This window comes from Erwinia sp. V71, assembly GCF_965644245.1.
Lineage (GTDB): Bacteria > Pseudomonadota > Gammaproteobacteria > Enterobacterales > Enterobacteriaceae > Erwinia.
In genome coordinates this window covers 17,132-32,212 of the sequence record NZ_CBFFRK010000010.1, presented here as the reverse complement: position 1 = coordinate 32,212, position 15,081 = coordinate 17,132, and the positions used below count along the sequence as shown (strand labels likewise).

The window sequence follows — 15,081 nt, the reverse complement described above, 5'->3', positions numbered from 1 at the left end:
CAGCTCAGAGCTGAAATGCCACTCGTTTACCGGTAGGAAGTGTGACATCAATACTGATTTCACCGCCCAGTGCCGTCACATAACGTTTGAGCGTTGACAGGCGCGGATCGTTGTCACTCTGTTCCATACGCGCCACTGAAGGTTGCTTTACGCCCATTGCGGCTGCCAGTTCGGTCTGTGAAACATTCAGTTCTTCTCTTAGCTGACTTAAGGCAATGTTCAGGCACGCTTTTTCAACGCGCTCTGCGACACGAGCCTGCATCTCCGGGCTTTCTTTAGCCAGCAATTCTCTGTAGGTCGCCATATTATTTCTCCAGTTGAGCCAGATGCTGGCGGTACTCTGAATCGGCCAGTCGAATCATGTCGCTATAAAAGCGTTTTTCGTTGCAGCCTGTTTTATCTCCGGCACATAGCACAATAGCGCGCCGCTTCGGGTCAAAAGCAAACAATGCTCTGATCGGCTCCCCGGCATGCTGAATGCGCAGTTCTTTCATATTGGCAAATGCAGAGCCATTCAGGGTGTCGACCCACGGTCTGCCGAGTTGCGGGCCATATCTTTCCAGAATACCCATCGCTTCATATACGGACTCTCTGAGCGCGGTCTGCTGGGCAAGAAACCACTCATCAAAACATCCCGTCGTGATGATTTCCCATCTGTCCATCGTGGGTCTCCTTCCCTGTAAATGAATTATAGCTTATTCGCTATAAAATCAAACCCAGCGTAACAAAGTCAGAAGTCTGAGAAAAGAGAGGGCACTGTAAATAAAAAAAGCACCTGTGAAGGTGCTTCAGACAAATGAAACTGATGGGCTGATCTACTTCTGCTCCGACTTCAGCCAGGCAATTTCATCTTTCCAGATATCCGGATTGATGGTTTCCAGAATCATCGGGATGCCATCGAAGCGGCTGTCTTTCATCAGCCAGCTAAAGACGGTTTTGCCGATATTGCCTTCTCCCAGGCTGTGGTGGCGGTCAACGCGGCTGGCGAAAGCGCTTTTGGCATCATTCAGATGCATACCGCGCAGGTACTGGAAACCGACCACACGCCCGAACTCGGCAAAAGTTTCCACGCAGGTTTCTTCGGTACGCAGATCGTATCCGCCGGCAAAGGCGTGACAGGTATCAATACAGACGCCAACGCGGGATTTATCTTCCACGCCGTCAATAATCGCCGCCAGATGCTCAAAACGGAAACCGAGGTTGCTGCCCTGACCGGCGGTGTTTTCAATCACTGCCGTGACGCCAGCGGTTTTATCCAGCGCGATATTAATCGACTCGGCGATACGTCGCAGGCAGGCATCTTCATCAATCTGATGCAGATGGCTGCCGGGGTGGAAGTTCAGCAGCGACAGGCCGAGCTGTTCACAACGGCTCATCTCATCGATAAACGCTTCGCGTGACTTTTCCAGCGCGTCTTCTACCGGGTGACCGAGGTTAATCAGATAACTGTCGTGCGGCAGAATTTGCTGCGGGCCAAAATGGTACTTTTCACAGGCCGCGCGAAAGGCGGCGATCACTTCCGCACTGAGCGGTGCCGCGCGCCACTGACGCTGGTTTTTGGTGAACAGCGCGAAAGCCGTGGCTTCCAGTTCATGTGCGCGTATCACTGCCTGATCCACGCCGCCTGATGCGCTGACGTGGGCGCCAATATATTTCATGCCGTGCTCCTGTTGATGGCTGAACGGTCATGATAACCGAAGCGCTTAGCCCATCAAATGGTGTACGCCGAGATTGATCAGCCCGCCGCCGCCCAGCAACCAGCAAAACAGCAGCAGCGCCAGCAGTAACGGGCGTACCCCGGCACGTTTCACTGCGCTAAGGTGGGTGGTGAGCCCCAGTGCGGCCATCGCCATTGCCAGCAGCAGGGTGTCCAGTTGATTGATGCTCTGCACCAGTGAAACGGGCAGCAGATGCAGGGAGTTAAACAGGGCAACGAGGATAAACAGCAGGGCAAACCATGGAAAACGAATTGCGCTGCCTGCTTCTGCTTCTGCTGCTGCGCCGTGTCTCAGGCGTAATGTCAGAAACAGCAGAAAAGGCGCCAGCATCATTACACGCAGCATTTTGGCTATCACCGCTGCGTTTTCAGTTTCCGGGCTGATGGCATGCCCGGCGGCGACCACCTGTGCGACTTCATGTACCGTGGAACCGGTAAAAATTCCCCAGCTGGTCGGTGTCAGTTGCGGGAAAACGCTGTGCGCCAGCGGCCAGAGCAGAGGCCAGATAAAAATCGCCAGCGTGCCAAACAGAACCACCGTGCTGATGGCGACCGCGACTTTCGCAGCATCGGCTTTAATCACCGGCTGAGTCGCCAGAATCGCGGCCGCACCGCAGATACTGCTGCCCGCACCAATTAACCAGCGGGTGTCCCGGTCAAGGCCAAATACGCGGCGTCCCAGCCAGCAGGCGAGGGTAAAGGTGGAGCAGAGCGTCAGGATATCAATCAGTACGCCGCTGATGCCGACATCAGCAATCTGCTGAAAGGTAATCCGAAAGCCATACAGGATAATGCCCAGTCGCAGCAGTTGCTGTTTCGCCAGCAGCACGCCACTGTCGCACTGCTGCTGTAAACGGGGCCACAGCGTATTGCCCACCAGCATACCCAGCAGAATTGCCAGCGTCAGTGCGCCCATCCCCAGTGCGGCGATCGCTGGTTGATTACCCAGCCACACTGCGGCACCTGCGATCGCCGCCGCCAGCAGTAAACCCGCCAGATGCCGCGGCGTACCGCCATCCATTTTCGCTGCTGTCAGTACCGTCATGATTTATCCCCTGTGTTAATGGGGTAAGTGTGCGGTGATCTGGCTTAAAAGAGAAATTGATTATATATTTAATATTAATCGTTATAAGTGATATATCCCGCCATCAGCTGCTGATGCAGGAGTCACGCGTCATCATACAGGAAGCACGATGCATATCACCCTGCGTCAGATTGAAGTGTTTACAGAAGTGCTGAAGAGTGGTTCCACCACCCAGGCATCGCAGCAGCTGGCGTTGTCGCAGTCAGCGGTCAGCGCGGCGCTGGCGGATCTGGAAGGGCAGCTCGGCGTACAACTGTTTGATCGGGTGGGTAAACGTCTGGTCGTCAACGAGCATGGTCGTTTGCTTTATCCGCGAGCAGTGGGTCTGCTGGAGCAGGCGGGAGAAATCGAGCAGCTGTTTCGCGAAGAGAATGGCGCGATTCGCATTTACGCCAGCAGCACCATTGGCAACTATCTGTTGCCGGGCATGATTGCCGGTTATCGTCGTGATTTTCCGCGTCTGCCGCTGGAGATGAGTGTCGGCAACAGTCAGGATGTGATTAATGCGGTGGTGGATTTTCGTGTCGACGTCGGCCTGATCGAAGGTCCGTGCCATATGAGTGAGCTGATCAGCGAGCCGTGGCTGGAAGATGAGCTGGTGGTGTTTGCCGCACCGGATGCGCCGATCCTGCAGCAGCCCGTGACGCTGGAGGCGCTGTCAAAGATGCAGTGGATTCTGCGTGAGCAGGGGTCGGGCACGCGCGAAATTGTCGATTATCTGCTGTTATCGCATTTGCCACAGTTTGAGCTGGCGATGGAGCTGGGCAACTCGGAAGCGATTAAACACGCCGTGCGTCATGGCATGGGTATCAGTTGCTTATCGCGGCGGGTGATTGCCGACCAGCTTGAAGCCGGTACGCTGATGGAAGTGAAGATCCCGCTGCCGCGGCTGTCGCGTACGCTGTACCGCATCCGCCACCGGCAGAAGCATATCTCCAAAGCGCTGGCGCGTTTTCTCAGCTATTGCCATGCATAATGTGCTGAAAATCCACAATTGCTTATGATCGGCGATGGATCATGAAGCTAACTAATAACTCCGCACTATTGCTATACGTGCGGGGTTGTTTTGCTACAATCGCGCCTTATTTTTCCCCGGGATAGTGTTTCTTCATGGTTCAGGATACAAAAACAACAGAACAACCTGCGTTACGACGCGAATTAAAAGCTCGTCACCTGACGATGATCGCTATCGGCGGTTCAATTGGTACAGGCTTGTTTGTCGCCTCTGGCGCGACCATTTCTCAGGCTGGCCCTGGCGGTGCGCTGCTCGCCTATATGCTGATCGGTCTGATGGTCTATTTCCTGATGACCAGCCTCGGCGAGCTGGCGGCTTTTATGCCGGTTTCCGGTTCTTTCGCCACCTACGGCGCTAAATATGTTGAAGAGGGCTTCGGCTTCGCGCTGGGCTGGAACTACTGGTACAACTGGGCGGTGACTGTCGCCATTGAGCTGGTGGCATCGCAGCTGCTGATGAGCTACTGGTTCCCGGATACGCCGGGCTTGATCTGGAGTGCGCTGTTCCTTGGCGTCATTTTCCTGCTGAACTACATCTCAGTGAAAGGCTTTGGTGAAGCGGAGTACTGGTTCTCGCTGATTAAAGTTGCCACCGTGATTATCTTTATCATCATTGGTGTTCTGATGATCGTCGGCATTATGCGTGGCGCAGAGAATGCGGGCTGGCAGAACTGGCAGATTGGCGATGCGCCATTCTCCGGTGGTTTTGCGGCGATGATTGGTGTGGCGATGATTGCCGGCTTCTCCTTCCAGGGCACTGAGCTGATTGGTATTGCGGCGGGTGAATCGAAAGATCCGGCGAAAAACATTCCACGTGCGGTACGTCAGGTGTTCTGGCGTATCCTGCTGTTCTATGTGTTTGCGATTCTGGTGATCAGCCTGATTATCCCGTATACCGACCCAAGCCTGCTGCGCAACGATATCACTGATATCAGTGTCAGTCCGTTCACGCTGGTGTTTAAGCATGCGGGTCTGTTGTCTGCGGCGGCGATCATGAATGCTGTGATCCTGACAGCGGTGCTGTCGGCGGGTAACTCTGGCATGTATGCGTCTACCCGTATGCTGTACAACCTGGCGAAAGAGGGGAAAGCCCCGCGTCTGTTCGCGACGTTGTCGAAAGGCGGCGTGCCGCGCAATGCACTGTATGCCACTACGGCTGTCGCGATGCTGTGTTTCCTGACGTCGATGTTTGGTAACCAGGAAGTGTATCTGTGGCTGCTGAACACCTCTGGTATGACCGGCTTTATTGCCTGGCTGGGGATTGCCATCAGTCATTACCGTTTCCGCCGGGGTTATGTGGCGCAGGGTCACGATGTGAAGCAACTGCCTTATCAGTCCAGTTTCTTCCCGCTGGGGCCGATCTTTGCCTTTGTGCTCTGCCTGATCATCACGCTGGGCCAGAACTATCAGGCGTTCCTCGCCGATAAGATTGACTGGTACGGTGTGGCCGCGACTTATATTGGTATTCCGCTGTTTCTGATTATCTGGTTTGGTTACAAACTGGCGCGTGGCAGCCGTTTTGTGAAATACCATGAAATGGAATTCCCGCAGAGTAAGGACTGATTTGCGGGGTGTGTCGTGCACTTTTGCAGTGACACTTCCCTGACGGCGGCAGCGTCGCCAGAAAGGGCATCGCTGCAGGTTCTGTGTCTGCTCAGGGAACACGGTCAGTTACGGAAAGTCGCTTTTCGTCATCCATGACCGCTCGGCCCGCGCCGTCGATGGCGCGGGACGCTTTCCTCCACTGACCGTGTTCCCTGCGCTTTGAGTTTGAGCGTTGCTGTGGGTGCTCCCTGAGTTTTGAATTTCGTGGTTGCTACTGGTGTTCTCTGTGGCTTGTATTGATAAGTTGCTGGCACGCCACTTTGCATTCCAAAACAATCAAAAGGCGCGTTTACGCGCTTTTTTTACGTCTGTTGTTTGGGATCACGAATTGCATTGATAGCCATTCTCATTTCCTTTATTGTGGCAGCCGTTACTTTTTCCTCCTGCAAACAAGCAAAAAAATAACAGGTACAGAACCATGAGTGTTTCCCAGGAACCCATGCCGTACGCGAAGAAAAATCCCGTTCAGAGCGTAATGGGTCGCTATCAACAACTTTTACGTCACCGCCTGCTGATTATGGGCGTGCTGCTGCTGGCCATTCTGGCATCACTGCTGCTCGACTTTACTCTTGGGCCGTCTGGCCTGTCGCTGGAAACGTTGTGGCATGCCCTGACGCAACCCGACAGTGTCGATGCCGGTACGCGGGTGATCGTCTGGGATATTCGCCTGCCTTATGCCCTGATGGCGGTGATCGTAGGCATGGCGCTCGGTCTGGCGGGCGCTGAGATGCAAACCATTCTGAATAACCCGCTGGCAAGTCCGTTTACCCTGGGCGTGTCGTCGGCTGCGGCGTTTGGTGCTGCGCTGGCGATTGTGCTGGGCATCGGTATTCCGGGGATTCCGGATCAGTGGTTTATCTCCGCCAATGCCTTTGTCTTTGCCTTGTTTGCCGCGCTGATGCTCGATGCGGTGACGCGCTGGACGCGGGTCGCCACTTCCGGTGTGGTGCTGTTTGGTATTGCGCTGGTGTTCACCTTCAATGCGCTGGTGGCGATGATGCAGTTTATCGCCAGCGAAGATACCCTGCAGGGGCTGGTGTTCTGGACCATGGGGAGCCTGGCGCGTTCATCGTGGGAGAAACTCGGCATTCTGGTGCTGGTGTTTATTATCCTGATGCCATGGTCGATGATGAGTTCGTGGAAACTGACCGCGCTGCGTCTGGGCGAAGATCGCGCAGTCAGTTTTGGTATTGACGTGCGCAGATTGCGCCTGAGTACGCTGCTGCGTATCAGTATTCTGTCGGCGCTGGCGGTGGCGTTTGTCGGGCCGATTGGCTTTATTGGCCTGGTTGCGCCGCATATCGCACGCATGGTGTTTGGTGAAGATCACCGCTTCTATCTGCCCGCCAGTGCGCTGACTGGTGCGCTGGTGCTGTCGATGGCCTCGGTTGCTTCGAAGAATCTGATCCCGGGTGTCATTATTCCGGTCGGTATTGTGACCTCGCTGGTTGGCGTGCCGTTCTTCCTGAGTATTATTTTGCGTCACCGGGGGAACGTCTGATGCAGGGATTATCCATTCGCGGCTTTAACGCCGGTTATCCAAAGCGCCAGATTATCGACAATCTGCATGTTCCTTTGTTGCCGCGCGGCAAAATCACCGTGCTGCTCGGGCCAAATGGCTGCGGCAAGTCAACTCTGCTGCGCTCGCTGGCCGGGCTGAATCGCGCCAAAGGTGAACTGTGGCTGAACGGTGAAGAGCTGATGGCGCTGCCGTTTGCCCGTCGTGCGGAGAAAGTGGTGTATCTGCCGCAGTCGCTGCCTGCCGGGGTGCATCTGCATGTGCTGGAGTCAATCATTGTTGCTCAGCGCGCCTCTGGCGGCCACAGCACCGCTGCCAGTGAGAATGAAGTAATGGCGCTGCTGGAACAGCTGGGTATTGCGCATCTGGCACTGAGCTATCTTGATCAGCTTTCCGGTGGACAGAAACAGCTGGTGGGTCTGGCGCAGTCGTTAATCCGTCGCCCGGAACTGCTGTTGCTGGATGAACCGCTTAGCGCGCTGGATTTGAATTATCAGTTCCATGTGATGGACCTGGTACGTCGCGAAACGCAGCTGCGTAATATTGTCACCGTAGTGGTGGTGCATGATATCAATATCGCCCTGCGCCATGGTGAGCATGTGCTGATGCTGCAGAATGGTGAGCTGATTGCAGATGGTTTGCCGGAAGAGGTGATTACGCCGGACAGCCTGGCGCGGGTGTATGGCGTCAAAGGCCGTATTGAGCGTTGCTCGCAGGGTACGCCACAGGTGCTGATTGATGGTCTGGTGGCAGAGCCGGAGTTGTAATCGTGAATCATGGGCGGCAGTGATACCGCCCGTTATATTTGTTATGCGTGAATCACTGAAGCGGCCAGGGGTTCCGGGTGAGCCGTTGCGGCGGGCGCACACCGGATACCTGCTTATGACCCACCAACTGACGAATCAGCGCAAAAAAATGCGCGACATCTTCTATATCCGCACCATAATCAAACGCTTTGTCGAAATCTGCGCTCAGATTCGGACGATGTTCTGCCTCAAAGCATTCCAGCTCAGTCAGTAACTCGCTGAGTGCCTTCGGTGAAACACGCGACATGTAGTAGCGAATTTGCCCCTCATAGTCGCAGTGGCCGGTAATGTCACTGGCATCCATATTGATATAGCCTCCCATCATTTTATGGATGCGCGGATAGGTATTGATCATCAGGTTCCCTCCTAACATGGATATGCGGTTAAAACGAAATGGCGACGACTGTTGAGTGATGTCTCCTGCTCTTCAATCCAGCGCAGTAAGATCTTCACTCTGTTTTTCTCAACCGGTGGTGCACAAGGATGGCGCTTTCTGAAAGTTCGGCCAACAGGAAAATTATTGGTATAGAGGATCGTTAAGTCTTTATCGTTATCCCACTCATCTGCCGGACACGCGGTCGCACTTTTATCACCGATGTACCAGTGATACACATCGGCAAGATGAGACAGCATGGCTTTGGCAATGATCGTCTCAGCAAAAGCACTATCATGATAAAAACCACTGCTGGCTCTGGCGTAGCGATCCCATACTAAGCGCGCCCGGAGTTCTGCATCAGATTTGGCGACATGTTTTCGCAGTGTATGGCCTGCTGGCAGAGTCACTGCCGCTCCCGATTCCGCGCTTTGTTCATGTTCTGACAGTGATGTCTTCATGATATCTGCCATGATGTCTGCCAGCAGACGGGCACTGATCTGTGCGGGAAGAGCGACGTTCCACAAGTCCATCTGTTTACCCTCCATACCTGAAAACCAGACTTTAGGATATATGCGGGATAATTTATAGATGGAATAACATGCACGTTGCGGAAATGCGAGATTTATCTGGATTTATCATGCGGATTTGCAGTGATTTTCATGCTGATTAATGGAACGATGAAGAGGAAAAAGGCGGTATAAATACCGCCTGTAATATAATAAGTCAGATAAACAGATGCTTCGCATGAAAACGCAGATGATCTTCAATAAAGCTGGCAATAAAGTAGTAGCTATGGTCGTAACCCGGCTGAATACGCAGGGTTAACGGCCAGCCTTTCTCTTTTGCCACTTCCTCTAAGCGTTCCGGCTGCAACTGATCGGCCAGGAACTGATCGCTGTCCCCCTGATCGATCAGCGTTGGCAACGGTGACTCTGCCTGGCGCAGCAGCCAGCAGCTGTCGTACTCACGCCATGGCAGCTGATCGTCGCCCAGATAGTTCAGGAACGCTTTCTGGCCCCACGGTACCTGGCAGGGATTGACGATCGGTGCAAATGCCGACACCGAGGTATATTTTCCCGGATTGCGCAGCGCCAGCATCAGCGCGCCATGACCGCCCATCGAGTGACCCGCGATCGCCTGACGATCGCTGACCTTAAAGTTGTCAGCTATCAGCGCTGGCAACTCCTCACTGATGTAGTCATACATGCGGAAATGCGTGGCCCACGGCGCCTGCGTGGCGTTGAGATAGAAACCCGCGCCCTGGCCGAGGTCGTAACCGTCATCATTGGGTACGTTTTCACCGCGTGGGCTGGTATCCGGCATCACCAGTACCAGCCCCAGCTCCGCAGCGGCACGCTGTGCGCCCGCTTTGGTGGTAAAGTTCTCATCGTTGCAGGTCAGGCCGGAGAGAAACCACAGCACGGGTGGTGGCGTAGCTTCTTTCGGCGCAGGCAGAAAAATGCTGAACGTCATCGCGCAGTTCAGTGTCGCCGACTGATGGCACCAGCGTTGCTGCCAGCCGCCAAACATACGGTGTTCTTCCAGTAACTCCAGAGTGGATGGCATTAATCCTCCTGATTACTTGCTAAAGTGCACCACAGAGCGAATCGACTTACCTTCATGCATCAGATCAAAGGCTTCGTTAATCTGCTCCAGCGGCATAGTGTGAGTAATAAAGTCATTCAGCTGGAATTCGCCGTCCATATAGCGCTGCACAATGCCCGGCAGCTGGGAACGGCCTTTCACGCCACCGAATGCCGAACCGCGCCAGACGCGGCCAGTGACCAGCTGGAATGGGCGGGTGGCAATCTCTTCACCGGCACCGGCGACGCCGATAATTACCGATTCGCCCCAGCCCTTGTGGCAGCACTCCAGTGCGGAGCGCATCACGTTGACGTTACCGATACATTCGAAGGAGAAATCCACGCCGCCATCGGTCATTTCGACAATCACATCCTGAATTGGACGATCATAATCTTTCGGGTTAATCAGGTCGGTGGCACCCAGTTTGCGTGCCAGATCGAATTTACTGGTATTCAGATCGATACCAATAATACGGCCCGCTTTCGCCATTTTTGCGCCGATAATCGCTGACAGACCAATGCCGCCGAGGCCGAAAATTGCCACGGTATCGCCTTCTTTCACTTTCGCCGTATTCAGTACGGCGCCCATACCGGTAGTGACACCACAGCCCAGCAGGCACACTTCTTCCAGTGGCGCTTCTTTGCTGATTTTCGCCAGTGAAATTTCCGGTACCACGGTGTATTCGGAGAAGGTAGAGGTGCCCATATAGTGGAAAATTGGCTTGCCGTCTTTAAAGAAGCGGGTGGTGCCGTCCGGCATCAGACCTTTGCCCTGGGTGGTACGAATTTTCTGGCACAGGTTGGTTTTGCCGGAAAGACAGAATTTACACTCGCCACACTCCGGGGTGTACAACGGGATCACATGGTCGCCGACGGCGACGCTGGTAACACCTTCGCCGACAGCTTCGACAACACCACCGCCTTCGTGGCCGAGGATCGCCGGGAACACACCTTCAGGATCTTTACCGGAAAGGGTGTAGGCATCGGTATGGCACACGCCGGTGGCGACGATACGCACCAGCACTTCACCTTTCTGTGGCGGCATCAAATCCACTTCTTCAATTTTCAGTGGTTCGCCAGCGGCCCAGGCCACAGCGGCTCTCGTTTTGATCATTTCCACGGTCTTTTCCTCTTTTTCAGTGTCAGTGCATGTCGTAAATAAAAGTATGAATCAAATCTGCTCGTTCTCGGGTTTATCGTCGAACTGCTCAATAATCAGGTATTTCAGTGCTTCCACATTCGGTGTGAAGGCATCACGCCGCCAGATCAGCAGGGTAGTGGTGTCGCGATATTGCTCAGGTAACGGATGCACCTGCACCCGCTCCTGACCCTGCATCAGCGCCAGTACCGATGCGGGCATCATCGCCACGCCTGCACCACTGGCAACACAGGCCATCATCGCGTGGTAAGACTGCATCTCCATCACGCTGCCGGGCTGTACACCGCTGTCGCGGAACCAGGACTCGAACAGCAGACGGTAAGAACAGCTGGGGCGGAAGGCGAACAGCGTATCGCCACTGGCATCGGCCGGGCTGTGAATCGGCCGGTGATCGAGGCTGGAAACCAGCACCATCTGTTCACGAAACGAGACGCAGCCGTTGAGTTCATCATGTGGCGCCGGGCCATCGACCAGTGCTGCGGCCAGGGTGCCTTCACGCACCCGTTCAATCAGTTCGCCGGAGGTGCCGGTGATCAGCGACAGCGCTACCGCAGGGAAACGCTGGTGGTAAGCGGCCAGCAGTACCGGCAAACGGGTGGCGGCAGTGCTTTCCATTGAACCCAGGGCAAAGTTACCGGCAGGTTCACCGGTGCGTGTCATACTCAGGGCTTCTTCACTGAGCGCCAGGATGCGCTGGGCATAGCAGAGAAAGTTATGCCCCATCGGCGACAGGCGCAGACGCTGCTTTTCGCGGATAAACAGATCGACCCCCAGCTCCTGCTCCAGCTGACGCAGACGGGTGGTCAGGTTAGACGGTACGCGATGCAGCAACTCGGCAGCGCGCGCAACCGAGCCGGTTTCCGCTACCGAACAAAACATGCGTAACTGGGTTAAATCCATCTGTTCACTTCTCGTAAGTAACTTGGTTATGATTATTCACTTTTCGTGAGTTTAACCAGCAGGCATCATACTGGCAACCGTTAACGGACGGTGACATAAAAAAACGCCCCCCGGCACAGGGGGATAACAGGGCAAGTGAGGAGACAGTAATGGCACTGCGTGTGGCGCTGAGCGCCTTTTTATCGCTGGTAGTGGCAATGGGGATCGGGCGCTTTGCGTTCACTCCACAGGTGCCACTGATGATTAATGAACATCAGCTGAGTTTAACCAGCGCGGGTCTGGTGGCGGCGTTTAACTACCTCGGCTATCTGTGTGGTTCATTCGATGCGATGCGCGCCAGCCGCCGCGTTGAGCTGCGCCTGCAATGCGGCGTCTGGGGCGCCGTGGCGCTGACGCTGCTCTCCGCCTGGGTGGAAGGTCCGTGGTGGCACGGCGCAGTGCGTTTTCTGATTGGCTGGGCCAGTGGCTGGGCAATGGTGCTGGTGGCGGCCTGGAGTAATGAACAACTGCTGCAGCATGGGCGTCCGGGATTATCGGCGGCGGTATTTGCCGGGCCGGGCACCGGTATCTTCCTCAGTGGCATGCTGGCGGTGGCGTTACATATGTTTGGTGTCAGCGCGGCATTCGCCTGGGGCGCTTATGGTTTGCTGGCGCTGTTGCTGATCGCACTGATCGCCCGCAATCTGCCGCGCGCCGGTCAGCTGCACCGGCCAGACACGGCACCGGAGCCGCTGGTGCTGACGCCGCAGCTGAAGCGGCTGGTGCTGTGTTACAGTCTGGCCGGGTTTGGCTATATCCTGCCCGCCACCTTCCTGTCGCAAATGGCGGCGACGCATTTTCCGGACAGCGCTTTTGCACAATTTGTCTGGCCGGTATTTGGCGGCGCGGCGGTGATTGGTATTGGGCTGGGGATTCTGACGCGTCATTACGCCACGGCTAATTTCCGTCTGGCGCTGACGCTGTGGGCGCAGGCGCTCGGTGTGTTTGCCGCCGATCTGTTGCCGGGTATCAGTGGTCTGGCGCTGGGCGCGCTGCTGGTGGGCGGAGGTTTCCTTAGCGTGGTACAGCTGGCGCTGCAGTATGGGCGTGAACTGGCGCCGCAGCATACGCGCTACATGGCCGGGCTGCTGGCCACCGGTTACGCCATCGGCCAGCTGGTGGGACCGATGCTGTCCGCGCTCTCCACCAGCCTGACCCATCGGCTGGAACCGGCGCTGTATGTGGCGGGAGTCGGGCTGATTATCGCCGGATTGCTGGTGGTGCGCCGCGGTAAATGAAACTCTTTCAACGTCATTTAATTTGATTCACTGGATTAAACAGGAGTAGTGTTTCAAAATACGCCCTCAGAAACTTGTCTGCCCGCTGAATCGCTGCATCGGGCGGATGCAACACCTGCCGGAGAAAAAATTGATATGGCTACGTTAAGTCAGGAAGCTGCCCTGGTTCATCAAGCGCTGGTCGAGCGCGGCCTGGAAACCCCGTTACGCGAACCTGTGCGCGATATGGACGACGAAACACGCAAGCGCCTGATCACCGGTCATATGACAGAAATCATGCAGTTGCTGAATCTGGATCTGACCGATGACAGCCTGGCGGAAACGCCGCACCGCATCGCAAAAATGTATGTCGATGAAGTGTTTTCCGGTCTGGATTACGCCAATTTCCCGAAAATCACGCTGATCGAAAACAAAATGAAAGTGGACGAGATGGTCACGGTACGCGATATCACGCTGACCAGCACCTGCGAACACCATTTTGTCATTATCGATGGCAAGGCGACTGTTGCTTATATCCCGAAAGATAAAGTGATTGGTCTGTCGAAGATCAACCGCATTGTGCAGTTCTTCTCGTCACGTCCGCAGGTGCAGGAGCGTCTGACACAGCAAATCCTGCTGGCGCTGCAAACCCTGCTGGGGACCAATAACGTAGCGGTATCAATTGATGCAGTGCATTATTGTGTCAAAGCACGCGGCATTCGTGACGCCACCAGCGCCACCACCACCACGTCACTGGGTGGCCTGTTCAAATCCAGTCAGAATACGCGTCAGGAATTTTTACGCGCGGTGCGTCATCACAGCTGATTCGTACCTTCTTTTGCCTCTCCCGTACGCGGGAGAGGGCTGATTCGCTTAACAGGGAACCTTAATGCAACGCAATATCACGCTGGATTTTATTCGTGGTCTCGCTGTTCTCGGCATTCTGTTACTCAATATCAGCGCCTTTGGTCTTCCTTCCGCTGCTTACCTTAATCCCGCCTGGCGCGGCCTGCCTTCTGTCAGTGATTTCTGGACATGGGCGACGCTCGATCTGTTTGCCCAGGTGAAGTTTCTGACGCTGTTCGCCATTCTGTTTGGTGCCGGTTTACAGATGCTGCTGCCGCGCGGTAAACGCTGGCTGCAGTCGCGCCTGACCTGGCTGGCATTGCTGGGATTTGTCCATGCGGTGTTTTTCTGGGAAGGGGATATCCTGCTTGATTACGGCATTATCGGGCTGATTGCCTGGCGGATGATCCGCGATGTGCCGTCCACCCGTTCGCTGTTTAATACCGGTGTGCTGCTGTACCTGATTGGTGTGGCGGTGCTGGTGGTATTCAATCTGATTTCTGACGGTAAGCCGAACAGCTCATGGCTGCCGGGCGTGGCCGATTTGCAGTATGAAGCTTACTGGAAAGTGGCCGGTGGCTGGGAAGCGGTGCAAAACCGGCTTCATCATCTCTCGTCCAGCCTGCTGGCGCTGGGATCGCAGTATGGCTGGCAGCTGGCGGGTGCGATGATGGTCGGGGGTGCGCTGATGCGCAGCGGCTGGCTGAAAGGCGAATTCAGCCAGCAGCACTACCGCCGTACCGCGTGGTTACTGCTCGCCGTTGCCTTTGCGATTCAGATCCCTGGCATTTTCCTGCAGTGGTATCTGCGCTGGGATTTCCGCTGGACCGCGTTTCTGCTGCAGACACCGCGTGATTTGGGCGCACCGCTGCAGGCGCTGGCCTATGCCGCGTTCTGTTTCGCCTACTGGCCGCAGCTGGCGCAGTTAAAAATAACCCATGCCATCAGTTGCGTTGGTCGTATGGCACTGACCAATTACCTGTTACAAACTCTGCTGTGCACCACACTGTTCTATCACTTCAACTGGTTTATGCAGCTGGATCGCCTGCAACTGCTGGCGGTAGTGCCTGCTGTCTGGGCCTGCAATCTGCTGTTCTCCGTATTGTGGTTACGTTACTTCCGCCAGGGGCCGCTGGAGTGGTTGTGGCGTCATCTGACCCGCCTTGCTGCCGGCCAGCCGGTGGAGAATTCCCGCGCCGGATAATGACGGCCATCA

At 55.4% G+C, this 15,081-nt stretch carries 16 protein-coding genes; 7 read left to right on the top strand and 9 right to left on the bottom strand.

What is annotated here, in order from left to right; translation table 11 throughout:
• Window positions 1–4: 4 nt before the first annotated feature.
• The 4 genes from ACSZO1_RS03990 to ACSZO1_RS03975 form a co-directional block, all read right to left on the bottom strand.
• Window positions 5–304 carry a helix-turn-helix domain-containing protein gene (locus ACSZO1_RS03990; RefSeq protein ID WP_437609754.1) on the bottom strand — a complete coding sequence of 100 codons (300 nt, stop codon included), beginning with the start codon at window positions 302–304 and terminating at the stop codon, window positions 5–7.
• A gap of 1 nt (window position 305) precedes the next feature.
• The gene (locus ACSZO1_RS03985) at window positions 306–662 is read right to left on the bottom strand and encodes a type II toxin-antitoxin system RelE/ParE family toxin (RefSeq protein ID WP_437609752.1); all 357 of its coding nucleotides are present in this window, start codon (window positions 660–662) and stop codon (window positions 306–308) included.
• Window positions 663–815: 153 nt separating this feature from the next.
• On the bottom strand, window positions 816–1,658 hold the full coding sequence (nfo, locus tag ACSZO1_RS03980) for a deoxyribonuclease IV (RefSeq protein ID WP_437609750.1): 843 nt from the start codon (window positions 1,656–1,658) through the stop codon (window positions 816–818).
• A 45-nt stretch (window positions 1,659–1,703) separates the two neighbouring features.
• Window positions 1,704–2,762: a YeiH family putative sulfate export transporter gene (locus ACSZO1_RS03975; RefSeq protein WP_437609748.1), complete on the bottom strand. Its 1,059-nt coding sequence runs from the start codon at window positions 2,760–2,762 to the stop codon at window positions 1,704–1,706.
• A 148-nt stretch (window positions 2,763–2,910) separates the two neighbouring features.
• Here ACSZO1_RS03975 and yieE point away from each other — a divergent pair, with 148 nt between their 5' ends.
• The 4 genes from yieE (at window position 2,911) to ACSZO1_RS03955 (ending at window position 7,706) form a co-directional block, all read left to right on the top strand.
• Window positions 2,911–3,777, top strand: a complete 867-nt coding sequence (gene yieE / locus ACSZO1_RS03970; RefSeq protein WP_437609746.1) for a DNA-binding transcriptional regulator YeiE — start codon at window positions 2,911–2,913, stop codon at window positions 3,775–3,777.
• Between the two features lie 134 nt (window positions 3,778–3,911).
• Entirely contained in the window at window positions 3,912–5,378 is a 1,467-nt protein-coding gene (locus ACSZO1_RS03965) for an amino acid permease (protein WP_437609745.1), read from the top strand.
• Between the two features lie 460 nt (window positions 5,379–5,838).
• On the top strand, window positions 5,839–6,921 hold the full coding sequence (locus ACSZO1_RS03960) for a FecCD family ABC transporter permease (protein ID WP_437609742.1): 1,083 nt from the start codon (window positions 5,839–5,841) through the stop codon (window positions 6,919–6,921).
• A complete protein-coding gene (locus ACSZO1_RS03955; protein WP_437609740.1) occupies window positions 6,921–7,706 on the top strand; it encodes an ABC transporter ATP-binding protein in 786 nt (261 codons plus the stop codon). The genes ACSZO1_RS03960 and ACSZO1_RS03955 overlap by 1 nt, the downstream gene beginning before the upstream one ends.
• Before the next feature lie 52 nt (window positions 7,707–7,758).
• Here ACSZO1_RS03955 and ACSZO1_RS03950 read toward each other — a convergent pair whose 3' ends face one another.
• From ACSZO1_RS03950 to ptrR, 5 genes are all read right to left on the bottom strand, one after another.
• Window positions 7,759–8,100 carry a contact-dependent growth inhibition system immunity protein gene (locus tag ACSZO1_RS03950; protein WP_437609738.1) on the bottom strand — a complete coding sequence of 114 codons (342 nt, stop codon included), beginning with the start codon at window positions 8,098–8,100 and terminating at the stop codon, window positions 7,759–7,761.
• 11 nt (window positions 8,101–8,111) lie between these two features.
• Window positions 8,112–8,651 carry an RNase A-like domain-containing protein gene (locus ACSZO1_RS03945; RefSeq protein ID WP_437609736.1) on the bottom strand — a complete coding sequence of 180 codons (540 nt, stop codon included), beginning with the start codon at window positions 8,649–8,651 and terminating at the stop codon, window positions 8,112–8,114.
• 193 nt (window positions 8,652–8,844) lie between these two features.
• Window positions 8,845–9,675, bottom strand: a complete 831-nt coding sequence (fghA, locus tag ACSZO1_RS03940; RefSeq protein WP_437609840.1) for an S-formylglutathione hydrolase — start codon at window positions 9,673–9,675, stop codon at window positions 8,845–8,847.
• A 24-nt stretch (window positions 9,676–9,699) separates the two neighbouring features.
• Window positions 9,700–10,824 (bottom strand): S-(hydroxymethyl)glutathione dehydrogenase/class III alcohol dehydrogenase, encoded by a 1,125-nt coding sequence (locus tag ACSZO1_RS03935; protein WP_437609734.1) that lies wholly within the window; start codon window positions 10,822–10,824, stop codon window positions 9,700–9,702.
• A 51-nt stretch (window positions 10,825–10,875) separates the two neighbouring features.
• The gene (gene ptrR, locus ACSZO1_RS03930) at window positions 10,876–11,763 is read right to left on the bottom strand and encodes a putrescine utilization regulator PtrR (RefSeq protein ID WP_437609732.1); all 888 of its coding nucleotides are present in this window, start codon (window positions 11,761–11,763) and stop codon (window positions 10,876–10,878) included.
• Between the two features lie 149 nt (window positions 11,764–11,912).
• Between ptrR and ACSZO1_RS03925 the strand changes: the two genes are divergently transcribed.
• The 3 genes from ACSZO1_RS03925 to yeiB all read left to right on the top strand — a co-directional run bounded on the left by ACSZO1_RS03925 (window position 11,913) and on the right by yeiB (window position 15,069).
• Window positions 11,913–13,040: a YbfB/YjiJ family MFS transporter gene (locus ACSZO1_RS03925; RefSeq protein WP_437609730.1), complete on the top strand. Its 1,128-nt coding sequence runs from the start codon at window positions 11,913–11,915 to the stop codon at window positions 13,038–13,040.
• Between the two features lie 135 nt (window positions 13,041–13,175).
• Window positions 13,176–13,844, top strand: a complete 669-nt coding sequence (gene folE, locus ACSZO1_RS03920; RefSeq protein ID WP_437609727.1) for a GTP cyclohydrolase I FolE — start codon at window positions 13,176–13,178, stop codon at window positions 13,842–13,844.
• A gap of 64 nt (window positions 13,845–13,908) precedes the next feature.
• On the top strand, window positions 13,909–15,069 hold the full coding sequence (gene yeiB / locus ACSZO1_RS03915) for a DUF418 domain-containing protein YeiB (protein WP_437609725.1): 1,161 nt from the start codon (window positions 13,909–13,911) through the stop codon (window positions 15,067–15,069).
• Window positions 15,070–15,081 lie beyond the last annotated feature (12 nt).